Consider the following 20,576-nt stretch of genomic DNA (forward strand, 5'->3'; position numbering starts at 1 on the left):
ATGAAAAAAGCGGTAGTCCTATTATCTGGCGGCCTGGATTCAACAACGTGTCTGGCATTAGCACGCTCCAAAGGTTTTTCCTGCTATGCAATCAGCTTTTCTTATGGACAAAGGCACTCAGCTGAATTGCTCGCTGCACAACGCATTGCCCAACATTATCATGTTGTGACACATCAAATTGTCACCTTAGATACTGCATTGTTTCGTAATTCAGCGTTGACAGATTCTAATATAGAAGTACCTTCATTTCAGGAAGGCTCTGACATTCCAGTGACTTATGTGCCTGCACGCAATACCATTTTCTTGGCTATGGCCTTAGGTTTTGCAGAATCTATAGGAGCAAGAGAAATTTTTATCGGTGCAAGCTCTGTTGATTATTCTCATTACCCGGACTGTCGACCTGAATTTATCCAGGCCTTTCAAACTTTAGCCAATTTAGCAACTAAAGCAGGTGTAAGCGGTGATCGCTTTTCCATTCATGCGCCCTTACAACATTTAAGTAAGGTAGAAACAATCCAATTGGGGCTAAGTCTGGGGGTAGATTACAGCTTAACTGTTTCATGTTATCAGGCAAATGATGCCGGTGAAGCATGTGGCCAATGTGATAGTTGTACATTTAGAAAGCGCGGCTTTCTTGGCGCTGGAATTGATGATCCGACTCTATATCGTCGTTCCGATTACTAATAAAACTGCAGGGAATTATCAGGTGCTTACATAGTTCCCTTTATCGATACACCATACTTAAGTTTTTTATGTTTAAAAAAAAACCTTAAGGATTTATTAATATAAATCTTGTTCATTTATTACACTATTCACGCGAAAAAATCAAATATTTTTACACTTTTGTTACAACAAATTGAGCATTTTTAATTCACATATAGCAAAATCATTGCTATTATTCGCCCTGATTTATAACCTTGGAGTAACACATGAAACTTAGAAAAATAGCGAAGACAATTTTTGAATTGCCCGCAAATGCTTTTACAGGTATCACTAACTTAGTATTTGGTTCTACTGTAAAAGTAACAGGTAGAGACGGTGTTGAAAAAGTTAAAATCGGTCTTGATGGTAAACCTGTAACTACGCCTGGTTTAGTTGGTTATCTAGCTGATGGCATTAAATTTGTTAGTCGTTCAACTGCTGATTTCCTCTCGAACCACAAACAAGCAATCGCTGCTGCTGCATGGATTTCTTTACTTGCTGCTGGTGCAGTTGCACTTACTTTATTCTTGTGGCCTGCTGCTCTAGCTGCAGTTGCTACTTTCTCAATCGGTGGTCTTTCTATTGCTGCGATCGCTGGCGCGAGCACTGTTGCACAAATCGGTCTTGCTGCTGGATTAGCTGCTGCTGCTGCTTCTGTTGCAACTTATGTAACCGCTGCTGCTGTCAATGGAATTAAATGGCTTGCTGAATGCTGCAAAGGTCTTCGTGCTGGAAGCAGAAAAGGCAGTACAATAGAAAAACTAGACCTTGACTTTGACCATGTAGAAGACACTCATGGGCATGACAACAAGCGTAATGGTACTGATACTATGGTTATCAGCAGCCCATACACCTTGCTTCAACCCAAAGAAACAGTTAAGCGCACAGACAGTAGTTTAGAGAAGCGTTCATCAGGCACTGTAGTGACTTTGAATAAAAGTGAAGAAGTAGAACATCACTCGTCTCCTTTGTTGAGCACCAAGCCTCCTGTTAAGAAAGATGAAGTGGTCGTTGAAGAGACAAGAAAACTCAGTCTGAGCCAGTCTTAAGTATAAATCTACTAAATAGTAGAAATGCAAAACGCGGCGTATGCCGCGTTTTTTATTTCTAATGAATTATTTATAAGACATTAACCATAAATAATGGATGAATACTAAGCTATAGTCACAATTTAAAATTCTTGTTGTGTAATGGCAACCACAATTTACTCTATAACATAACTCCGTTGTCTACAGCATTTATGACTCACATGCGCTATAATCTGTCATTTTCACATATGCAGGTACTGAATTAATGGCGAAACAACGTAAAATGCTGGTAACCAGCGCCTTACCCTATGCAAATGGGCATTTACATCTCGGACATTTAGTAGAACATATTCAAACCGATATTTGGGTGCGTACCCATAAAATGTCTGGAATCGATTGCATCAGCATCTGTGGTGACGATGCGCATGGTACCCCGATTATGTTGAAAGCAGAACAAATGGGAATTACTCCAGAGACTTTGACTGCTGAAATAAAGCAAAGCCATGAGCGTGATTTCAAGGCGTTTGCGATCGATTATGACTGTTATCATACAACCCACTCTTCAGAAAACCAGACCTTAGCTGCAGGCATTTACGCGTCATTGCAGGCACATGGTTCCATTATTAAAAAAACCATACGGCAAGCTTATGATCCCGTAAAACAAATGTTTTTGCCTGATCGCTACGTCAAGGGAACATGTCCCAAATGTGGTGCTCGCGATCAATATGGGGATAACTGTGAGGTCTGTGGCGCGACCTACTCACCTACGGATTTAATTGATGCGGTATCTGCTATTTCAGGTGCCAAACCTATAGAAAAAGATTCGGAACATTATTTCTTTGATTTGCCACGTTATGAATCGCTTTTAAAAGAATGGACCCGTAGCGGTCATTTGCAAGCGGAAGTAGCGAATAAACTGGATGAGTGGTTTGCCGCAGGATTAAAGCAATGGGATATATCGCGTGACGCACCTTATTTTGGATTTCCAATTCCCGGAACTACAGACAAATACTTCTATGTCTGGCTTGATGCCCCTATAGGTTATATGGCCAGTTTTAAAAAATACTGCGATGAGCAAGGCATTTCTTTTGCTGAATATTGGGATAAAGACTCTACCACCGAGTTATATCATTTTGTTGGCAAAGACATTGTTTACTTCCATGCTTTATTTTGGCCTGCCATGCTTGCAGCCAGTGGTCATCGCATGCCTACAGCAGTGTACACTCATGGTTTTTTGACTGTTGATGGCCAGAAAATGTCAAAATCACGTGGAACTTTTCTTGAAGCTCGGACTTATCTGGAGCACCTGCACCCCGAATACCTACGTTATTATTTTGCCGCCAAGCTAAACGGTCGCGTTGATGATTTGGATTTAAATTTTGATGATTTCATCAATAGGATCAATGCTGATCTCGTGGGTAAAGTAGTCAATATTGCCAGTCGTTGTGCCGGTTTTATCAATAAGCGCTTTGATAACCGCTTAAGTAACAGTTTGAGTGCCCCTCAATTGTATGCAGAACTCCTCGAAATGCGCACTGAAGTGATTGAATCATTTATTTCTCGCGATTATGCACGCGCTATTCGTCATATTATGGATTGCGCCGATAAAGTGAATCAATATATAGATACACACAAACCCTGGGTATTAGCAAAAGAAGAAGGACGTTTGCCCGAAGTACAAGCCATTTGTACCATGGGGATTAATTTATTTCGGATTTTAATCACTTATTTAAAACCCGTATTGCCGTTGATGGCCAAAGCTGCAGAAGATTTTTTAAATTGTGAACCCCTTAACTGGGAATCCATTAATCAACCTTTGCTCAATCATAATCTCAATACTTTTCAGCCTTTAATGGTTCGTGTTGAAAAGGAAAAAATACATGCCATGCTGGAGCAATCCAAACAGGTGTACCATGGCCTCAGTTAAAGAAATTGATGCGCTTTTGCCACAAACTCAATGTGGCGAATGCGAATACCCTGGCTGCTTGCCCTATGCCGAAGCTCTGGCTCAAGGGACTGCTCCCATCAATAAATGCCCTCCCGGAGGCGTTACTACAGTCAAAGCGCTAGGCGCTTTACTCAATATTGATCCTGCTCCTTATTTGGAGAAAGCGCTTATGAATACCCGCTCCCCCTCTGTTGCGGTTATTCGTGAAGCAGAATGCATTGGGTGTACCAAATGCATCAAAGCCTGTCCGGTGGATGCAATTATTGGGAGCGGCAAATTAATGCATGCGGTGATTAACCATGAATGTACGGGTTGTGGCTTGTGTGTTGCTCCATGTCCGGTAGATTGTATTGAGATGGTTACTTTACCGGATGTACATTATGATAAAGACTTAGCACGTAACCGCTTTAATGCCAAACAAACACGTTTATTACGTGAGGAACATGAAAAACAACAGGCTTATAGAGAAAAGCGCCAACTTGCATTAAAAGCGGATAAGACTCAAGACCTAAAAGCCAAGCAAGACTATATTCAACATGCATTGGCACGGGTAAAAGCGAAAAAAACTCATGAATAAACAGCAGCGCCATGAAATTTTTGTGCGTTTTCGTAAACAAAACCCACATCCAACTACGGAGTTGGTTTATCATTCCGCTTTTGAATTACTAATTGCTGTCATTCTTTCAGCGCAAGCAACTGATGTGGGCGTAAATAAAGCAACAGCCAAACTATTTCCAGTAGCGAACACCCCCCAGGATATTCTTGATTTGGGAGAGGAAAAATTTAAAGATTATATTAAATCTATAGGTCTTTATAACAGCAAAGCACAAAACATTATGAAAACCTGTGCCTTACTGATCAAAAATTACAATGGAAAAGTACCTAATAAACGTAATGACTTGGAGTCTTTACCAGGAGTAGGTCGTAAAACAGCGAATGTAATCCTGAATACAGCTTTTGGCGAATCCACAGTGGCTGTAGATACCCACATATTTAGGGTAGCAAATCGTACTGGACTCGCTAAAGGGAAAACTCCTTTGGAAGTAGAAAAAGCGCTGATAAAAAATATTGCTCCTGATTTTTTAAAAGATGCGCATCATTGGCTTGTTTTACATGGGCGTTATGTATGTACTGCACGCCGCCCTCAATGTAAAACGTGCATCATTCAGGATCTTTGTGAGTACCCGGATAAAAACTTATAAAAACAAAAAATAACCCACTTTGTCTTATTAAGATTAAAAATTTAATAGAATCGTAGCACTATGTAATCTTCCTGGGCTTCATGAGAAAAAGACTAGCATTTCTAATTTTTTACTCATACAATAAAATTTCGTTGTTGCAGGGAGAGCAATACTATGAAATTTTGGACTTCTATGGGCGAGGGAGCCAAGTCACTTGGTGATGGAGCGACATGGCTTTGGAATAATGCCATAAAACAAACCGTAGGCTACGCTGCAAACACAGCATTTTATGTGGCCGAACAAGTCTTAGCCTTACGCGAGGCAATTCCTGCGGTGGTCACACCCCCGGTGATGAAAATCGTCAACGGGACAGGGAATATTCTTTTTTATGATGTTCTGCCCGTTGTCGCGGTACATTATGCAAACAATAGCATTCAAAATTATTTGCGCCCAACTGACCCAACATCCATGTTGGCATCCTATGCAGTTCTACCCACCTTGGCTCTGGTGAATTACGCGGCGTGGGGATTTACCTATAGACAGTCATCTAAATTAGTTGTGCATACTTTTGCGCTTGATGCATTAGGTTCCTCCGCGTTTAACGAGCACAAAGCGAAGCTCAATCCCCCTCCTCCAACACTCTGTGGCGAAAAAGAAGAAGATTGTAATTTCAAACGTAAATTTAAAGGAACCCTACGTGAACCCTTAGTTTTGGCCTTTAATGATCTGGTGCTTTGGGGAATTAGTAAATCCCTTCCTTATGGGGAGCAAATCTCATGGATATTAGCCATCTATTTTTATGGTGAATACATTACACGCATGGCAACACCCGAGCGCTGTGAGCGCCATAAAGCCATGAAATCCGAATCCATACTGTCTTTCGGTGCTGTCTATACTGGATTCTCGTACTTGATGGATTATGCATTTGAGTCCACAGTAGGTACTCCTCCATATCTGTACCTCAGAACATTGCGTCATTTATTACTTTTAGGACATATTAATGTTGCATCGCATATGTCTTTGCCGCTAGTCCGCTCGGCAAAAGATAAAATTCCGGTTGATCCTTTAGTGATTTATGATCGCGCCAAACGGTTTGTCGTTGACGTTGTGTTTGCAGGATTAATGCAAAGAATACCCATTGATTTTAAACCACCTCCAGGCACAAAACCATTTATTCCTTTATCAACTGTTTTCAAGTTCCTAACTCGAGTACTCGAAAGTGATTTAGAGCAAGTAAAAGTGACATCACCTGGTTTTTTTGGGAGAGCACTTAAAACAACAAAGGAAATTGCCCTTCCAAGTATGTTTCATAGCCCCAAAAATGCAGTCAATGATCCGGTGATTAAGGAATTTTGGCCCGACATTCGCACTGATTTACTCTATATTATAGAAGTCGTTGAAGCCACAAAGCCTGTTAAAACACTGACAACGGCACCTATGGCAATCGCATCTACAGTCAAATATACGCTCCCAGTCGTATTAAACTACCGCTTTGGTTTGCCCATAAAGCTCACTGAGTTTCTTTTATCATTGAGTAAAAAAGAAGATTTTTGGGATTTTGTATCAGCGCTTAAATTATGGATCGAGCGAAATAATGTATCTCATGAGGTACTCTTGGCTAAAGGAACACCTAATGTGGGCTTGCATGAAACGGACAAGATCATTGAACTTCCTCCAGAATCGCAAGTCAAAGTTATACCTTCAGCCAATGAGTTAAAAACACCACGAACGCCAACGGTGATTGAAGCCAAAAAGCTAATTCCTCAAAAAACTTTACCCTTAATATCAGCAAATAGTTTATTTTCTACCAAACAGCGCCCTGCACTCGTCACCAACACATCGCGCAAAAAATCGGAACTTGAATCATCAACTACCTTGGGGGAACTGTCTTCATCACTTGAATACAGCCAATAAGTTACTGTCTCTTAGCCACAAGTGACGAATTCTGGGGAAAAGTCAGATTTGAGTGCGAGTTGGGTTAAAATGTGGTTTTTCGATGAATTGCTGGAAGATTCAGTAATAAGTTAAGGGGGATCGAAAGAATGTATGTAGCGATTTTGATTCTTTTGATCACCTTAATTGGAATTGCCTTTCGTAGAATGACACGAATTATTATTCCAATCTGGCTTATTACCACCGTGGGCGCTGCTGCTGCACTACTATTGAAACAAATCACCCCTGCCCGTGCAGTTGCAGCAATTGAACCGGATGTGATGATTTATTTATTTGGTGTTTTTCTCATTGCACAAGCAGCAGAAGACAGTGGCTACTTAGAACAACTCACCGACAAAATGTTCTATCATGCTCACAATGGGAAACAGGCTTTAGTCATTATCTTATTTATCCTTGGGCTAAGCGCTTCCTTACTCATGAATGATACGATTGCAATCATAGGTACCCCCATTATCATTCAATTATGCCAATTACATAAAAAACTAATCAAACCCTTAATTTTTGCATTGGCATTTTCCATCACCATAGGCAGTACCCTCAGCCCTGTAGGTAATCCTCAAAACTTATTGATCGCAGTAAAAGGAGAAATGCCTTCTCCTTTTTTCCAATTTATAAGGCTGTTGGCGATACCGACATTGATAAATCTTGCCATTACTTACCTATTCATATATTTTTTTTATAAAAAAGTCTTAAACGAACCCATTGAGAAGCCAACTCCTTCACCTGTGAGTGATCACCATACAGTAATATTGGTTAAACTAAGCTTAGTGACTTTATGTCTTTTAATCATTCTTAAAATAGTTTTTGATTGTATGCAACCATCCACTCACTTAAATTTCAGCCATATAGCACTTGTCTCATCCTTACCCATTTTACTCAGCAAACGTCGAATAGAGCTCATCAAACGCTTGGATTGGGGTACTTTAATATTTTTTGCAAGTATTTTTATTCTGATGCAAAGTGTGTGGGACAGTGGTTTTTTTCAAACCGGCATCAATCATTTTCATCTTTCAATTACCCAAGTCCCTACTATTTTGATAATCAGTATTATTCTGAGTCAATTTATATCCAATGTACCTTTGGTGGCTTTATACTTACCGCTTCTCATGCACTATCCTGTTTCTGATTCAAGTTTATTAGCCCTGGCTGCAGGAAGTACTATTGCGGGTAATTTATCGATTTTAGGGGCAGCAAGTAACATCATTATTATTCAAAACTGCGAGAAACGCAGTGTTAGAGGTTTTGATTTTTTTGAGTTTATAAAAATCGGAGCTCCGCTCACGCTTGTTAATGCTTTGATCTATGCTTGTTTTCTTTAAAAATCAGTACGAAAAATAGAATTAAGTTTATCTGGATAAGGATTTTTTATCGTTCCATTTCACCCCATTCACTCTGTTTGCCAGTAGAATTACGTAACTACTTGCCATATTAAATGCAGTAGTGTTATATTTGCGCGCGAATTAGCTCATTACAAGGCAATTATTAGCAAATCAAAAATTATGGAAATCCTAAGCATATGAATCAATCATTGCCTTCACAGCGGTGCTGTTTTTTATTTCTAACTGTAAGTGTTATCACCTCTCTTATCTTATTAATTAATGTATCGTTCAAAATCGTTCTCATAGAAGGACTCATGTTCTCTGTGAACTGTTTGATCTGTCCACTCATTGCAGGTTTGTATTTATTAGCATTAAGAAATTGTACCATTAAAGAACAAAGACATTTACTGAATATCTCTTTACTGACTTTGTATGTATTTTGTATCGGGGTTTATATACTCATAAACTTACCCGCAGCCGAATACATGCATAATAATCCTGTTTATCAAATTATTTTTGAAGACATCCCTAAAAAATTCTTTGCAACTACTATTGCTTTTGCACTGAGTTTCTACGTCCCCCATCTATTATTTTATCCTAAAGCCAGTAAAGCATTGCCTTCACCCAAACAATGTATGCTGCTTGCATTGTTAGGGGGCCTCAGTTTTTTTGGATTGGACTTTTTCCTCTTATTTTCAGGGGTTCATCTGCACAGCTTCAAACACATTTTTATTGATTCATTCATGCTTGCATCAATCATACTACTTATTATTGGTGTGTTCTATCTGACCTTTTTACTGAAATACCAGAATTTGCCTTTTATCCCAGACCTCAAGCGAGATAGAGAAGCACTCCCCTTATATCATTACTTTATTTGTGTTGCGATCGTCATAATGCTCATTTGTTTAGCTTGCGAATACAGAATAGTAACGATTATCAATAAATATATGGTTTTATCAGCCAGCTCATTATTTTTTCCCATTACTTTAATGATAAGTACAATACTTGGCGAACTGTGGGGTTACAGAGTCAATTTAAAATTATGCCTAATCCTTATTGCGAGTCAATTCACTTTTGATATTTTGCTTATAGGAATTGTTGCTTTGCCATCGCCAACGTTCTTTAATTTGAATCCTTTTTACAACTACATTATGTTAAAAAGGCTACCTACTGCTTCTCTGACATTATTTGTTGCGTTCATCAGTAATGCTTTGCTACTACACCTCTTGAAACACTCAAAATGGAGTTTACATCGCCCATTACGTATCTTAATTGCTAATTTTTGTTCTAATTCTTTGTTGTGTTTAATTGACTACAGCTTACTATTCGGTGGTATTTATCCTTACGATCAAATTATTAGTTTGGTAGCTAATGTTTGGCATTACAAATTATTCATGACATTGGTTTTTCTACCCTTCATTATATGGTTCTGTGCCTATATGGAAAAAAACAAAGCATCGACTTTGCAGTATGATTGAGGTTCGATTTTCCGTAACGGTTCAGACAATCGCATCAACCTAAAAGAACAAACGAGCGGCAACTGAATCTTGGTGGAAAGTCAGATTTGAGCTCAGGTTGAACGAAAAATATGCTGAGAAAGCGCAGCATACATCAGTATGTGAGCATTTATCAGCATATTTTTCGTTCAAGATGAGCCAAATATGGCTTTCCGGTTATACAGAGTGAGTGCTTATTATTCTTTTTTCGCTGGTCTCTTCCAACCATACACCGTTTTCTGCCTTGATTCAGTAAGGGTCAATTCACCAGGAGGAACATTCTTTCGAATGGTACTGCCTGCTCCTATAGTTGCATAAGCACCTACAGTCACCGGCGCAATGAGTTGGGTGTCTGAACCGACAAAAACACCATCTTCAATGACGGTTTTGTGTTTATTAACTCCGTCATAATTGCAGGTAATTGTACCTGCTCCTACATTAACTTCTTTCCCTAAACTCACATCACCTAAGTAACTTAAATGACTTGCTTTGGAACCCGCACCAAATATAGCTTTTTTGGTTTCAACAAAATTGCCTATCTTACAATGTGCAGCTAACTCAGTACCTGCTCTTAATCGAGCAAAAGGGCCAATAGCACAATCATTTGCTATGGTACAACCTTCCAAGACACTGTTGGCATAAATCTCACACCCAGCATCTAAACTTACATCAGTAAGTATGCAATTAGGTCCTATAGAGCAACCATCTCCGAGAATCACCTTTCCTTTAAATACACAATTCACATCAATGAATACGTCTTTACCACAGATTAACTCACCACGTAAATCAAAACGATTTGCATCTGCTATAGCTACTCCCTGAAGCAATAATTTTTCAGCGTGTCGTACTTGCCATATTCGCTCTAATTGCTGTAATTGCAATCGGTTATTCACACCTTGAATTTCTGCACTATCTTTTACGCTCAGTGTTCTAATTGGTGTTTGACTCGCAGTAGCTAAAGCAATAATTTCAGTGAGATAGTATTCAGATTGAGCATTATCATTACCCAACTTGGGCAACCACTTTTCTAAATCATCAGAAATAGCACAACAAATCCCTGAATAAATTTCTTTTATATTCTTTTCTTGCTCATTTGCATCTTTTTCTTCTACAATGATGGAAACTTCACCTTGGTTGTCTCTAACAATCCGTCCAAGACCACTCGGATCTTCAAGATGAGCAACTAAGAGTGACAAAATGGATTGATGAGCGTTTGCTGTATTGCTGCACGCAATTAATGCGCGTAGCGTATCTGCTTGAATAAGCGGTACATCAGCAGATAAAACAAGAACTTGTGTTTGTGGTGGAATAAAGGGTAAAGCCTGCATTACTGCATGACCTGTACCTAATTGTTCTGCCTGATAGACCCAATGCACAGTTAAGTCAGGGAGTGAGTTCTTAAGTTGTTCACCACCATGACCGTATATGACATGGATTACATCAGGATTTAGTTGCTGTGCGGTTTCCACTACCCGAGTTAACATGGGCTTCCCAGCAATCTGGTGAAGTACTTTAGGAGTGCTGGAATACATTCGCTTACCCTGACCCGCAGCTAAAATAATAATTTGTAAATTCATGGAGTTATGAGTTCCTAGGTTAAAAACAATAACAGTTTTTCAATAAAACAATCTGCCTCAATATTAATGATTAAAAAGAGATATGATAACTAAAATACAGTTCAAGGAGTAGAGCAATGTCATCAATATTTGTTAGAACAACCAAAGCACTTACAGATCGCGTTTTAAATAAATCAATAGAAGATTCGATTAAGGATGATACCGGAATGTTTTACGGCTATTTTCGCGATACGAAACACTCCGAACAACAAAGAAGTTTAACCCGTACCCTGCAAAAATGCATTTCAGATTTTTCAAAGGAAGACACGGATAAGAATAATTTAGCCACGATAAAAGAGCAGATCAGTACAATAGACACTGCGGTGGAGGTTTTACGCAAAAAAAAATCATGGAATCGAGGTGACTTAAATGAGACCTTAAGTAAACTTAATTCCAGCCTAGACAGGTTTTATCGAGCTCTTGTTGAAATCCCCGCTCTTGCTGAGAAAACGTTTCTTCTTGAAAAAGCATCTCTTGGTGAGAAAAAAACATTTCTTGGTGATAAACCATTTAGCCTTATTGATGTAGCTGATGATGATGATCCGTTTAACTTACTTTGTGCTCATGCAGCTTATTACCTGGGTGAACATATTATTTGTCCTCCCGAAGAAGGCATGCTTGCTAAAATATATGAAACCGTTTCCAATACCATTAGTCATTCTACAGCAATAGAAATCAGAGCTAAAAAAGAAGACTGTCTGATGAAACACATTCTAAGATGCAAAGAAAAACTAGACGGTTTAGATAAGGAAAAATCGAATTATAAAGAGTTACGTAAGACTTTTGTTCTTGAAGCAATCGATGCGATTCAAAGAGAGAATGCTGGGATTTGTGAAGAATCAAAACCCATTGACTCGATACCTGTACAAGTAACCTTGATTGCAGTGGCCAGAGTTAAAGCACCTACTATAAAGCCCAGCAGAGGACGATTAAAAGTCGCGATGGACAATGCGCTTGAGGAAATTAAAGAACGATGCCCATCAGTGAGTGAGGAAGCAAAATCGTCATTAACCGTTTAACCCTTTGTATACTCATCCGCATAACCCTCGCAACGAACCTCGGAATTCGAAACCCAAATAAAAATGGTTCAATCCGGGTTCCGCTGCGTGGCATTTAGGCTTCAAACTCACGATTACGCAGTCAATTCCCCACAAAGATCCGTTTCCATCAGTCTTTTTATTTCTGAAATGTCCAATCGTTTACTGAGCAAATACAGTAACTTGCAATGCGCCGCCTCAGGGGTCATATCATGGCCGCTAATCAGTCCTGCTTTTTTTAAGGAGTGTCCCGTAGCATATTGACTCATTTCCACCCCTCCCTGTTGGCATTGAGTGCAGTTAATAATGATCACGCCGCGTGCACAAGCATCTTTAAGCAATTTTAAAAAACGAGGGTCATTATTTTGCGCATTGCCTGCACCATATGTTTCTAAGATCAGACCACATAAGGGTTGATTTAAAATATAAGCTAAAACGTCGGTAGCAAACCCTGGGAATAATCTGAAATTGGCAATAAATTGGGGTTCGATCGTTTGTAAGTGAAATGACTTCTGCGACCTTTTGAGCAAAAGATTTTTCTGCACCTTAATATCTATTCCTATCGCTGCCAAGCGTGGATAATTCGGCGAATCAAAAGCCTTAAATCCTTGCGAACTGATTTTTTGTGTTCGGTTGCCGCGTAATAAATGTTGATTAAAGTAAATGCATACCTCATGTATGGGCTGATTTGCACAAAGCCATAATGAAGTAACTACATTATCTATTGCGTCATTACGTACTTCCGATAAAGGAATTTGGGAGCCTGTAATAATTACTGGTTTACTTAAATTTTCCAGCATAAAAGACAAAGCCGATGCCGTATAGGCCATGGTATCAGTACCGTGAAAAACGACAAAGCCATCAAAATTTGCATAATCATCCGCTATATCTCTGGCTATTCGGTTCCAGTCGTATACGGTCATATTGGATGAGTCAAGCAAAGGGCTGTATTCTTTTACCGAATATTCAGGCATGTCTTTATGTTTGAGCAAAGGTATTTGTTGCAATGCAGCTTCCACATAACCTGCAGCAGGCTCATAACCATTTTCTGTTTTAATACAACTGATAGTACCACCCGTATTAATAATTAAAATTCTCTTTTTCATAGGAGTATAAATTAGACTATGTTTCTCAATTATATAACTAAATGATTTGAAATAGGTATTCGCTTTTATTGAACGTTTGTAGCCTGGGTGCAGCGCAGTGGAACCCGGTTTCGCTGCGCTGCACCCAGGCTACAAATACAATCCAGAAATAGAAGATAAGTCAGTTTTTATTGAGTAGTTATCTTTTTTCAATAATAATTACGGATTTAATTGCCAAGGTCTCGCTGTTTATGGAAAAATCAAGCTATTAGCAGTTTAATCTAAACAGTGACATCATGGTGATTGATCGTGCCGGTTATCGGTTGAATGTAGGTATTGTCCTAGTCAACGCACAGAATAGAGTTTTTTGGGGGAGAAGAACTGGTCATGATGCCTGGCAATTTCCACAAGGCGGCTTGGCTGCTGGTGAAACATCATTAGAAGCAATGTTTCGGGAATTGCATGAGGAAGTAGGATTGAATAAGGAGGATGTAGAAGTTATTGGTTCTACCAAGCGCTGGCTTAAATACAGACTCCCTAAACAATATCTACGTCATGGCAGCGAACCCTTAGTAATAGGACAAAAACAAAAATGGTATTTATTAAAGCTCATTGCCAGTGAGCAAAAAGTCAAACTGGATCTGAGTGATTCTCCAGAATTTGACAGCTGGCGTTGGGTTGATTTTCATGAACCTGAAGGACAGGTTATCTTTTTTAAACGTCAGGTTTATATGCAGGCGTTAAAAGAGTTGGAGCCTTTGTTGAAAAAAAATCGTCGTACACCTTACGGCATTAAACGAAAAAAGAGGTAATATAAGCGTAGATGCTCAAAGTACTTAAACGGATAGTTCAAGAAGTCACTGCAGCCAAGCAGCTCTCCGATGCACTTGGCATTCTGGTGCAACACATTAATAAAGCCATTAATGCTGAGGCCGCTTCCGTTTACCTCATCGATACCAAACATGCTGAATACGTTCTTATTGCAACCGAAGGTTTAAACAAGCAAGCACGATTCCGAGTTCGTATTTCATTTGATAGCGGCCTTGTAGGTCTTGTCGGCCGACGCGAAGAACCTATTAATCTAGAAGATGCCCCCGCCCATCCCGATTTTTATCATAATCCCTTATTAGGGGAAGAGCATTTCAAAGCATTTTTAGGCGTTCCTATTATTCAGCATAGAAAGATCTATGGCGTTCTCATTGTTCAGCAAACAGAACAACGTTGCTTCGATGATACAGAAGAGTCTTTTTTAATTACCTTAGCTGCCCAACTTGGCGGAATTATCGCTCATGCTGAAGCAACAGGAGAACTGGCTGAATTAACACAACCCAAGCCTTTGGGCGTTACCAAAAAAATTGAAACAGGTACAACCGCTCTGGCGGGAATCGGCTCTGTTCCCGGTATTGGAATAGGTACCGCTGTGGTTGTTTATCCCCAGGCAGATATTGATGCGGTTCCAAAAAATCCTGTAGAAACTTTGGATGAGGAAATTAATGCATTTTATGAAGCTCTGGAGTCCACCAGAGGTGACATGCACCGCTTGAGCAGACGTATGAAATCCGTTGTTGCAGAAGACGAGCATGCGCTGTTTGATGTGTACTTACGTATTCTTGATAAAGACAGTTTGGGGATTGAAGTAGAGCAGGTAATCCGTAAAGAAAAAATTGGAGCGCAAGCTGCTTTAGCGACCGTCATTAAAAAACACATCGCACAATTTGAAAATATGGAAGATTCATATCTTCGTGAACGAGCCAGTGATTTTCGTGATTTGGGACGTCGTGTTTTAGCCGCATTACAATGGTCACAACAAGAAGAAATTGTTTATCCCAAAAGGACGGTTCTCGTTGGAGAAGAAGTAACTGCTGCTGCATTAGCAGAAGTTCCGGAAGGATGTCTGGCTGGAGTTATATCAGCCAAGGGCTCCAATAACTCACATGTCGCAATTTTAGCCCGTGCCTTGGGCGTGCCTACAGTTATGGGCGTTCGTGGTTTAAAATTAGATTTGATTTCCCGCCGTGCCATTATTGTTGATGGATATTATGGGCAAGTTTACATTTCCCCATCAAAATCAGTACTCGCAGAATTCAAGCTTCTAGAGCAAGAAGAGCAGGCATTGAATCAAAGCCTGGTTAGTTTACGGGATAAACCTGCAGAAACTGTTGACAACTATAAAGTTTCTTTACAAGTAAACACCGGTTTAGCCATGGACGCAGGCTTATCCATGAGTGTCGGCGCAGAAGGTGTTGGCTTATACCGCTCAGAAGTCCCTTTTATGAGCCGCGATCATTTTCCTTCAGAAGATGAACAAACGATTATTTATCGACAAACATTGAAAGCCTTTGCGCCACATCCTGTGACGATGCGAACTCTTGATATTGGTGGTGATAAAGTACTTCCCTATTTTCCTGTTGCAGAAGATAACCCTTATTTAGGGTGGCGAGGAATTCGCGTCACGCTGGATCATCCTGATGTCTTCCTGATGCAAATCCGTGCGATGATGCGTGCAAGCGAAGAGTTGAATAATTTACGAATTATGTTACCCATGGTCACCAATTTAAGTGAGGTCGAAGAAGCTTCCTATCTTATTGATCAAGCGTTCACTGAATTATTAGAAGAAGGTTGTGCCATTGAAAAACCAAAGTTAGGGGTTATGATCGAAGTTCCCGCAGCTGCTTATTTGGCACGTGAAATTGCCAAACGTGTTGATTTTATCTCAGTAGGCAGCAAGACTTGACCCAATATTTTCTGGCAGTAGATAGAAATAACGCACGCGTTGCGGGCCTTTATGACGCCATGCATCCTGCCATGTTGCGTGTTTTGCTCAAAGTAGTTGAAGGAGGTCATGCAGCAGGAGTAGAGGTGAGTATTTGCGGGGAAATGGCCAGTGATCCCTTAGCTGTTATTTTGCTAATCGCCATGGGCTTTGATACCTTAAGTATGAACTCTTCAAGTTTACCGAGAGTGAAATGGGTTATTCGTAATTTCGCTATTGCAAATGCCCGCAAAATTTTAGCCGAAGTCTTGGAGTTTGAACACCCGGCCCAAATACGTTTTCATTTACAAAAAGCCCTAGAGGAAGAAGGATTGGGCAGTCTCATCAGAGCCGGAAAGTCTTTATGAATGGAAATCTGATTGAAAATTGTAGCCTGGGTGCAACGCAGCGGAACCCGGGAGTTTTGAGCTCAGCTAATCCCGGGTTCCGCTGCGTTGCACCCAGGCTACGTTCTCTCCATGATTTCGCTCTCTTAAATTATGGAAGTGCGCACATAGATAAAAAAGGAACTTAAAAAGATATGCTCACCTTTCCCTATATAAATCCTGTTGCATTTTCAATAGGTCCGATAGAAGTTCATTGGTACGGATTAATGTATCTGATTGGCTTTGTGAGTGGCTGGTTACTTGGCCATTGGCGCGCAAAGCACTATCAATTGGATTGGACCTCAGAACAAATCAGCGATTTGATCTTTTATGCAGCCCTCGGTGTCATTATTGGCGGACGTGTCGGCTACATGCTTTTTTATAATTTCCCTGAATTAATACATGATCCCTTGTCATTATTTAAAATCTGGCAAGGCGGCATGTCTTTTCATGGCGGCTTACTTGGTGTCGCTCTTGCACTTTGGCTCTTTTCTCTCAAAAGTAAAAAATCATTTTTGGAAATAGGCGATTTTATTGCGCCGCTGGTTCCCATAGGCTTAGGCGCTGGACGCATTGGTAATTTTATTAACGGTGAACTATGGGGACGGGTTACTGATGTGCCTTGGGGAATGATATATAGCCACGTTGATAATCAGCCACGTCATCCTTCAGAGTTGTACGAATTTGGCCTGGAAGGAATTGGGTTGTTTCTTCTTGTTTGGATTTATGCACGCAAACCGCGTCCCGTTGGTCGGGTATCCGCCGTTTTTTTAATGGGGTATGCCGTGTGTCGTATTATTGCTGAGTTTTTCCGACAACCTGATCCGCAATTGGGCTATATTGCGTTCGGATGGTTGACTATGGGACAAATTTTATCTATTCCCATGTTATTGCTGGGATTTTGGTTATGGTGGGCTAAACGATGAAAACTTATTTAAACTTGTTAGAACATATTTTACAACATGGAACCCAAAAAACAGACCGAACAGGCACAGGAACTTTATCGGTTTTTGGCTATCAAATGCGCTTTGATTTACGCCAAGGGTTTCCTTTAGTTACTACAAAAAAATTACATATGCGCAGTATCGTGCATGAATTACTCTGGTTTTTGAAAGGGGATACCAATATCGCCTATTTAAATGAAAACGGAGTAACTATATGGGATGAATGGGCTGATCGTAATGGTGACTTGGGGCCGATTTATGGCAAACAATGGCGAAGTTGGCCAACAGTTGATGGCCGCACCATTGATCAACTCAGTGACGTCATCCAACAAATTAAAACCAACCCTGACTCTCGCCGCTTACTGGTCAGCGCCTGGAATGTTGGGGAACTGGATCACATGGCGTTAATGCCTTGTCATGCCTTATTCCAGTTTTATGTAGCCAATAAAACGCTTTCTTGTCAATTGTATCAACGTTCTGCGGATGTATTTTTGGGTGTCCCCTTTAATATTGCATCTTATTCGCTGCTTACCCACATGGCGGCGCAACAATGCAATCTCAATGTAGGTGATTTTATCTGGACTGGCGGAGATTGCCATTTGTATCTAAACCATTTGGAGCAAGCACGCACTCAATTAGCCAGAGAGCCTTTGCCCTTAGCTACTTTAAATATCAAACGAAAGCCGCAATCATTATTTGACTATGTTTATGATGATTTTGAGTTCTTAAACTATCAGTCTCATCCAGCAATTAAAGCACCGATTGCTGTTTAAAGATACAAGCCTGGTTGCTTGCAATTGTCTCTTAATCACCTCTACACCTACGCCCCGCGGCTTGTCCGGCGTTGTTGTAGATATAAAGAACTCCTAGCCCCAAGTAGGCTACTTAAAAAACAGTAATGTAGCCTGGGTGCAGGCGAAGCCGTAACCCGGGTTTCTGGGTAAACATCACGCTTCCATAACCCGATTCATATTCTTATTTTAAGTGCATTCTTTTACGTCAACTCACGTTAACCAAGACTTAATGATCAATACACCCCTACATTGGCTATAATTATACCATAACGGATTAATTATGGCCTGTTTATGTTTAAGCGTAAAGAAAAGTTGACCCCGAAGACCTCCTCGGTCGAGGAGATCCGTGATGCAATAGCAGAAAGGTTAACTGGAATAATAAATAAACAACTTAAAAAACATAAAGATTTAGATAATCCCTATGATCAAGAAAGGGTAGCTAATCTGCAAAACTACATTACTTTCATTCAAAATTGTAGCTCCATGTCAGAGATAGCTGGGGTAGCTAAAAAAATAATTGCATACTGTAATGAACAAAAAAAAGGAACAGAACCAAAGAGTACTCATGGAAGAGAATTACTAACTAAGTTAAAAAAAGAGTTATTGCCATTTCAACATCAACTAACTAAGTATCAAAGACGTAATTTGAAGCAAGAGCAAAGAGAAAAAGAAGGAATAATCCCATTAGCCCCCTCAGTTGAAGATATTAAAAAAGAAATAATCAAAAAATTAGCAAAAATATTAAAAGCACATGCTAAAACGCATGAAGAAAGTACTGAGGACCAAATTGGTATGACTCTAGGTCATATAGATGCAATCGAGAAATGCACATCCCACATGCAGTTGGTTGGAATTGTTGATACGATGATCCGATACTGTGCTGATAATCAAGAAAAAGGGAAAAGTGAACTATTAAGTAACGTAATAGACGAATTGCTGTGGTTAAAACCTAAATTTGCTCTTTATGAAGCAAATATTTCTGATGAAGAAGCTCGACTCACAAAGCTACTTAAGTGTGATGATGACCATCCAATTAAGACAACCCAAAAGGACTTTGCCAGAAATAAACACGCTACTTATTTCAATAATAAAAAATTAGAAGACGTGATTCAGAATAACGATTTGACTGAACAATTTATGAGTGACTCACTAAATAAAATGGGTGTAAACAATCAATTTATAGATTATCTCCTAGAGAATGCAAATCAACACGGATTGTATCTATATTTCAGTTTAATTCCCGCAGAAGCATTTTCCCATACTGACGCTAGATTTCTGCTTACACCCGTGCAAAAGAATACTCAGTATTATTTTATGGATTTATCCACCTTAACATGGCAACAATTGCACCAGACAATCATTACTCATGGAGTTGAAAAAACTGCATCGAGCTTAGGACTTAGCGAAAAGGAACTCAGAAGCCATCTGCTTAACAACGTCAACATGGATGCTGAGGCATTTTGTAGCCTTTCTGATGAGCAAGTGACTCAAATAGCTCATGATTTAAACGAGGATCGTGCTTTTGTTAATAAGGGCAATTTACATTTCAGATGTGAGTTAGTTATTCATTTGTACGATCAACGAAAAGACAAAGAAGAGGAAGAAGCAAGTGACCCGTTTATTCCATTTAGGATTGCACTGGACGTCGACCTCCACATCGGAGATAGCAATACTGTATTAGTTCAAAAAATGAATGTCACAATCCCCGAGGAAGACCTGGACAATTTGAAGAAAAAAACAGCATACATAAAAAATCCTGATGCAAGAAATCAACTAAACGCTATCGTCCAAAAAATAAGGGACAAACCTGATGTCATACTTACTGAACTTCAAGAAAGACAAAAACTCAATGATGAGATAGGATCTGGACTCCATACTTAGAGGTAGTATTTCAATTGTTTATGTCGAATAGTCTGATCGAAAAATTCAGGATTCTCCTGTGAGCTTACGAAAAATGGTTGGCAAAGGAACCGATTTATTTTGCGTATAATCCACCCAAACAATTTTACAACTGCCTTGTGCCATCAGGATTTCATCCTGATACAAATCATGATCCATCATCATGCTGGAGTTTCCTAAACTGTGTATTCTTGAACATAAAGTCACTGTTGCAGGATAAATTACCGGTTTCAAAAAGGTACACGCAACGTGAATCACTACAGGACCCATTTTTTCAGTCATACTGATATTAAGTTGTCTTAACCAATCAATACGTGCTTCCTGAAAATAATCAAAATAGCGGGCATTATTCACATGTCCCAGTGCATCCATATCACCCCAAGCAATGGGAAAAATTTTTTTATGTACTTCAACCTTTGAGTCAGTCATTTCTCTA

Annotated in this window: 16 protein-coding genes and 1 pseudogene; 14 read left to right on the plus strand and 3 right to left on the minus strand. The window is 39.7% G+C overall.

The features are described from left to right. From queC to Lani_RS06240, 8 genes are all read left to right on the plus strand, one after another. Positions 1-684 carry a 7-cyano-7-deazaguanine synthase QueC gene (queC, locus tag Lani_RS06205; RefSeq protein ID WP_019232826.1) on the plus strand — a complete coding sequence of 228 codons (684 nt, stop codon included), beginning with the start codon at positions 1-3 and terminating at the stop codon, positions 682-684. Between the two features lie 245 nt (positions 685-929). Continuing rightward, entirely contained in the window at positions 930-1,751 is an 822-nt protein-coding gene (locus tag Lani_RS06210) for a hypothetical protein (RefSeq protein WP_019232825.1), read from the plus strand. Between the two features lie 244 nt (positions 1,752-1,995). After that, positions 1,996-3,657, plus strand: coding sequence for a methionine--tRNA ligase (metG, locus tag Lani_RS06215; protein ID WP_019232824.1), 1,662 nt, complete (start codon positions 1,996-1,998; stop codon positions 3,655-3,657). Further along, on the plus strand, positions 3,644-4,255 hold the full coding sequence (locus tag Lani_RS06220; RefSeq protein WP_019232823.1) for an RnfABCDGE type electron transport complex subunit B: 612 nt from the start codon (positions 3,644-3,646) through the stop codon (positions 4,253-4,255). Before metG ends, Lani_RS06220 begins: the two co-directional genes overlap by 14 nt. After that, positions 4,248-4,880, plus strand: a complete 633-nt coding sequence (gene nth, locus Lani_RS06225) for an endonuclease III (RefSeq protein ID WP_019232822.1) — start codon at positions 4,248-4,250, stop codon at positions 4,878-4,880. Before Lani_RS06220 ends, nth begins: the two co-directional genes overlap by 8 nt. 153 nt (positions 4,881-5,033) lie before the next feature. Beyond that, entirely contained in the window at positions 5,034-6,773 is a 1,740-nt protein-coding gene (locus Lani_RS06230) for a hypothetical protein (protein ID WP_019232821.1), read from the plus strand. A 128-nt stretch (positions 6,774-6,901) separates the two neighbouring features. After that, positions 6,902-8,131 carry an SLC13 family permease gene (locus Lani_RS06235; RefSeq protein WP_019232820.1) on the plus strand — a complete coding sequence of 410 codons (1,230 nt, stop codon included), beginning with the start codon at positions 6,902-6,904 and terminating at the stop codon, positions 8,129-8,131. A 197-nt stretch (positions 8,132-8,328) separates the two neighbouring features. Next, complete coding sequence (locus Lani_RS06240; RefSeq protein ID WP_019232819.1) at positions 8,329-9,609, plus strand: VUT family protein; 1,281 nt, start codon at positions 8,329-8,331, stop codon at positions 9,607-9,609. 215 nt (positions 9,610-9,824) lie between these two features. Here Lani_RS06240 and glmU read toward each other — a convergent pair whose 3' ends face one another. Next, entirely contained in the window at positions 9,825-11,204 is a 1,380-nt protein-coding gene (gene glmU, locus Lani_RS06245) for a bifunctional UDP-N-acetylglucosamine diphosphorylase/glucosamine-1-phosphate N-acetyltransferase GlmU (RefSeq protein ID WP_019232818.1), read from the minus strand. Between the two features lie 116 nt (positions 11,205-11,320). Between glmU and Lani_RS06250 the strand changes: the two genes are divergently transcribed. Further along, entirely contained in the window at positions 11,321-12,262 is a 942-nt protein-coding gene (locus tag Lani_RS06250) for a hypothetical protein (RefSeq protein WP_019232817.1), read from the plus strand. A gap of 113 nt (positions 12,263-12,375) precedes the next feature. Here Lani_RS06250 and ansA read toward each other — a convergent pair whose 3' ends face one another. Continuing rightward, positions 12,376-13,386 (minus strand): asparaginase, encoded by a 1,011-nt coding sequence (gene ansA, locus Lani_RS06255; protein ID WP_019232816.1) that lies wholly within the window; start codon positions 13,384-13,386, stop codon positions 12,376-12,378. A gap of 275 nt (positions 13,387-13,661) precedes the next feature. Between ansA and Lani_RS06260 the strand changes: the two genes are divergently transcribed. The 5 genes and pseudogenes from Lani_RS06260 (at position 13,662) to Lani_RS06280 (ending at position 20,122) form a co-directional block, all read left to right on the plus strand. After that, positions 13,662-14,177: an RNA pyrophosphohydrolase gene (locus Lani_RS06260; protein ID WP_019232815.1), complete on the plus strand. Its 516-nt coding sequence runs from the start codon at positions 13,662-13,664 to the stop codon at positions 14,175-14,177. Between the two features lie 11 nt (positions 14,178-14,188). Further along, positions 14,189-16,485: pseudogene (ptsP, locus tag Lani_RS06265) on the plus strand (phosphoenolpyruvate--protein phosphotransferase). A 173-nt stretch (positions 16,486-16,658) separates the two neighbouring features. After that, complete coding sequence (gene lgt / locus Lani_RS06270; protein ID WP_019232812.1) at positions 16,659-17,429, plus strand: prolipoprotein diacylglyceryl transferase; 771 nt, start codon at positions 16,659-16,661, stop codon at positions 17,427-17,429. Then, positions 17,426-18,220 carry a thymidylate synthase gene (gene thyA, locus Lani_RS06275; RefSeq protein ID WP_019232811.1) on the plus strand — a complete coding sequence of 265 codons (795 nt, stop codon included), beginning with the start codon at positions 17,426-17,428 and terminating at the stop codon, positions 18,218-18,220. Before lgt ends, thyA begins: the two co-directional genes overlap by 4 nt. A 312-nt stretch (positions 18,221-18,532) precedes the next feature. Continuing rightward, positions 18,533-20,122: a hypothetical protein gene (locus Lani_RS06280; RefSeq protein ID WP_019232810.1), complete on the plus strand. Its 1,590-nt coding sequence runs from the start codon at positions 18,533-18,535 to the stop codon at positions 20,120-20,122. 45 nt (positions 20,123-20,167) lie between these two features. Here the strand turns inward: Lani_RS06280 and Lani_RS06285 are convergent, their stop codons facing one another. Continuing rightward, complete coding sequence (locus Lani_RS06285; protein WP_019232809.1) at positions 20,168-20,569, minus strand: acyl-CoA thioesterase; 402 nt, start codon at positions 20,567-20,569, stop codon at positions 20,168-20,170. Between the last annotated feature and the right edge of the window lie 7 nt (positions 20,570-20,576).

The organism is Legionella anisa (genome assembly GCF_001467525.1).
In the GTDB taxonomy this organism is placed as follows: Bacteria; Pseudomonadota; Gammaproteobacteria; order Legionellales; family Legionellaceae; genus Legionella; species Legionella anisa.

What these genes read in the sequence shown, in the direction of transcription:
- lgt (WP_019232812.1), top strand. Translation starts at nt 16,659, where the DNA reads ATGCTCACCTTTCCCTATATAAATCCTGTTGCATTTTCAATAGGTCCG.
- Lani_RS06220 (WP_019232823.1), top strand. Translation starts at nt 3,644, where the DNA reads ATGGCCTCAGTTAAAGAAATTGATGCGCTTTTGCCACAAACTCAATGT.
- Lani_RS06250 (WP_019232817.1), top strand. Translation starts at nt 11,321, where the DNA reads ATGTCATCAATATTTGTTAGAACAACCAAAGCACTTACAGATCGCGTT.
- Lani_RS06280 (WP_019232810.1), top strand. Translation starts at nt 18,533, where the DNA reads ATGTTTAAGCGTAAAGAAAAGTTGACCCCGAAGACCTCCTCGGTCGAG.
- ansA (WP_019232816.1), bottom strand. Translation starts at nt 13,386, where the DNA reads ATGAAAAAGAGAATTTTAATTATTAATACGGGTGGTACTATCAGTTGT.
- Lani_RS06260 (WP_019232815.1), top strand. Translation starts at nt 13,662, where the DNA reads ATGGTGATTGATCGTGCCGGTTATCGGTTGAATGTAGGTATTGTCCTA.
- Lani_RS06285 (WP_019232809.1), bottom strand. Translation starts at nt 20,569, where the DNA reads ATGACTGACTCAAAGGTTGAAGTACATAAAAAAATTTTTCCCATTGCT.
- nth (WP_019232822.1), top strand. Translation starts at nt 4,248, where the DNA reads ATGAATAAACAGCAGCGCCATGAAATTTTTGTGCGTTTTCGTAAACAA.
- queC (WP_019232826.1), top strand. Translation starts at nt 1, where the DNA reads ATGAAAAAAGCGGTAGTCCTATTATCTGGCGGCCTGGATTCAACAACG.
- Lani_RS06230 (WP_019232821.1), top strand. Translation starts at nt 5,034, where the DNA reads ATGAAATTTTGGACTTCTATGGGCGAGGGAGCCAAGTCACTTGGTGAT.
- Lani_RS06235 (WP_019232820.1), top strand. Translation starts at nt 6,902, where the DNA reads ATGTATGTAGCGATTTTGATTCTTTTGATCACCTTAATTGGAATTGCC.
- thyA (WP_019232811.1), top strand. Translation starts at nt 17,426, where the DNA reads ATGAAAACTTATTTAAACTTGTTAGAACATATTTTACAACATGGAACC.
- Lani_RS06240 (WP_019232819.1), top strand. Translation starts at nt 8,329, where the DNA reads ATGAATCAATCATTGCCTTCACAGCGGTGCTGTTTTTTATTTCTAACT.
- Lani_RS06210 (WP_019232825.1), top strand. Translation starts at nt 930, where the DNA reads ATGAAACTTAGAAAAATAGCGAAGACAATTTTTGAATTGCCCGCAAAT.
- metG (WP_019232824.1), top strand. Translation starts at nt 1,996, where the DNA reads ATGGCGAAACAACGTAAAATGCTGGTAACCAGCGCCTTACCCTATGCA.
- glmU (WP_019232818.1), bottom strand. Translation starts at nt 11,204, where the DNA reads ATGAATTTACAAATTATTATTTTAGCTGCGGGTCAGGGTAAGCGAATG.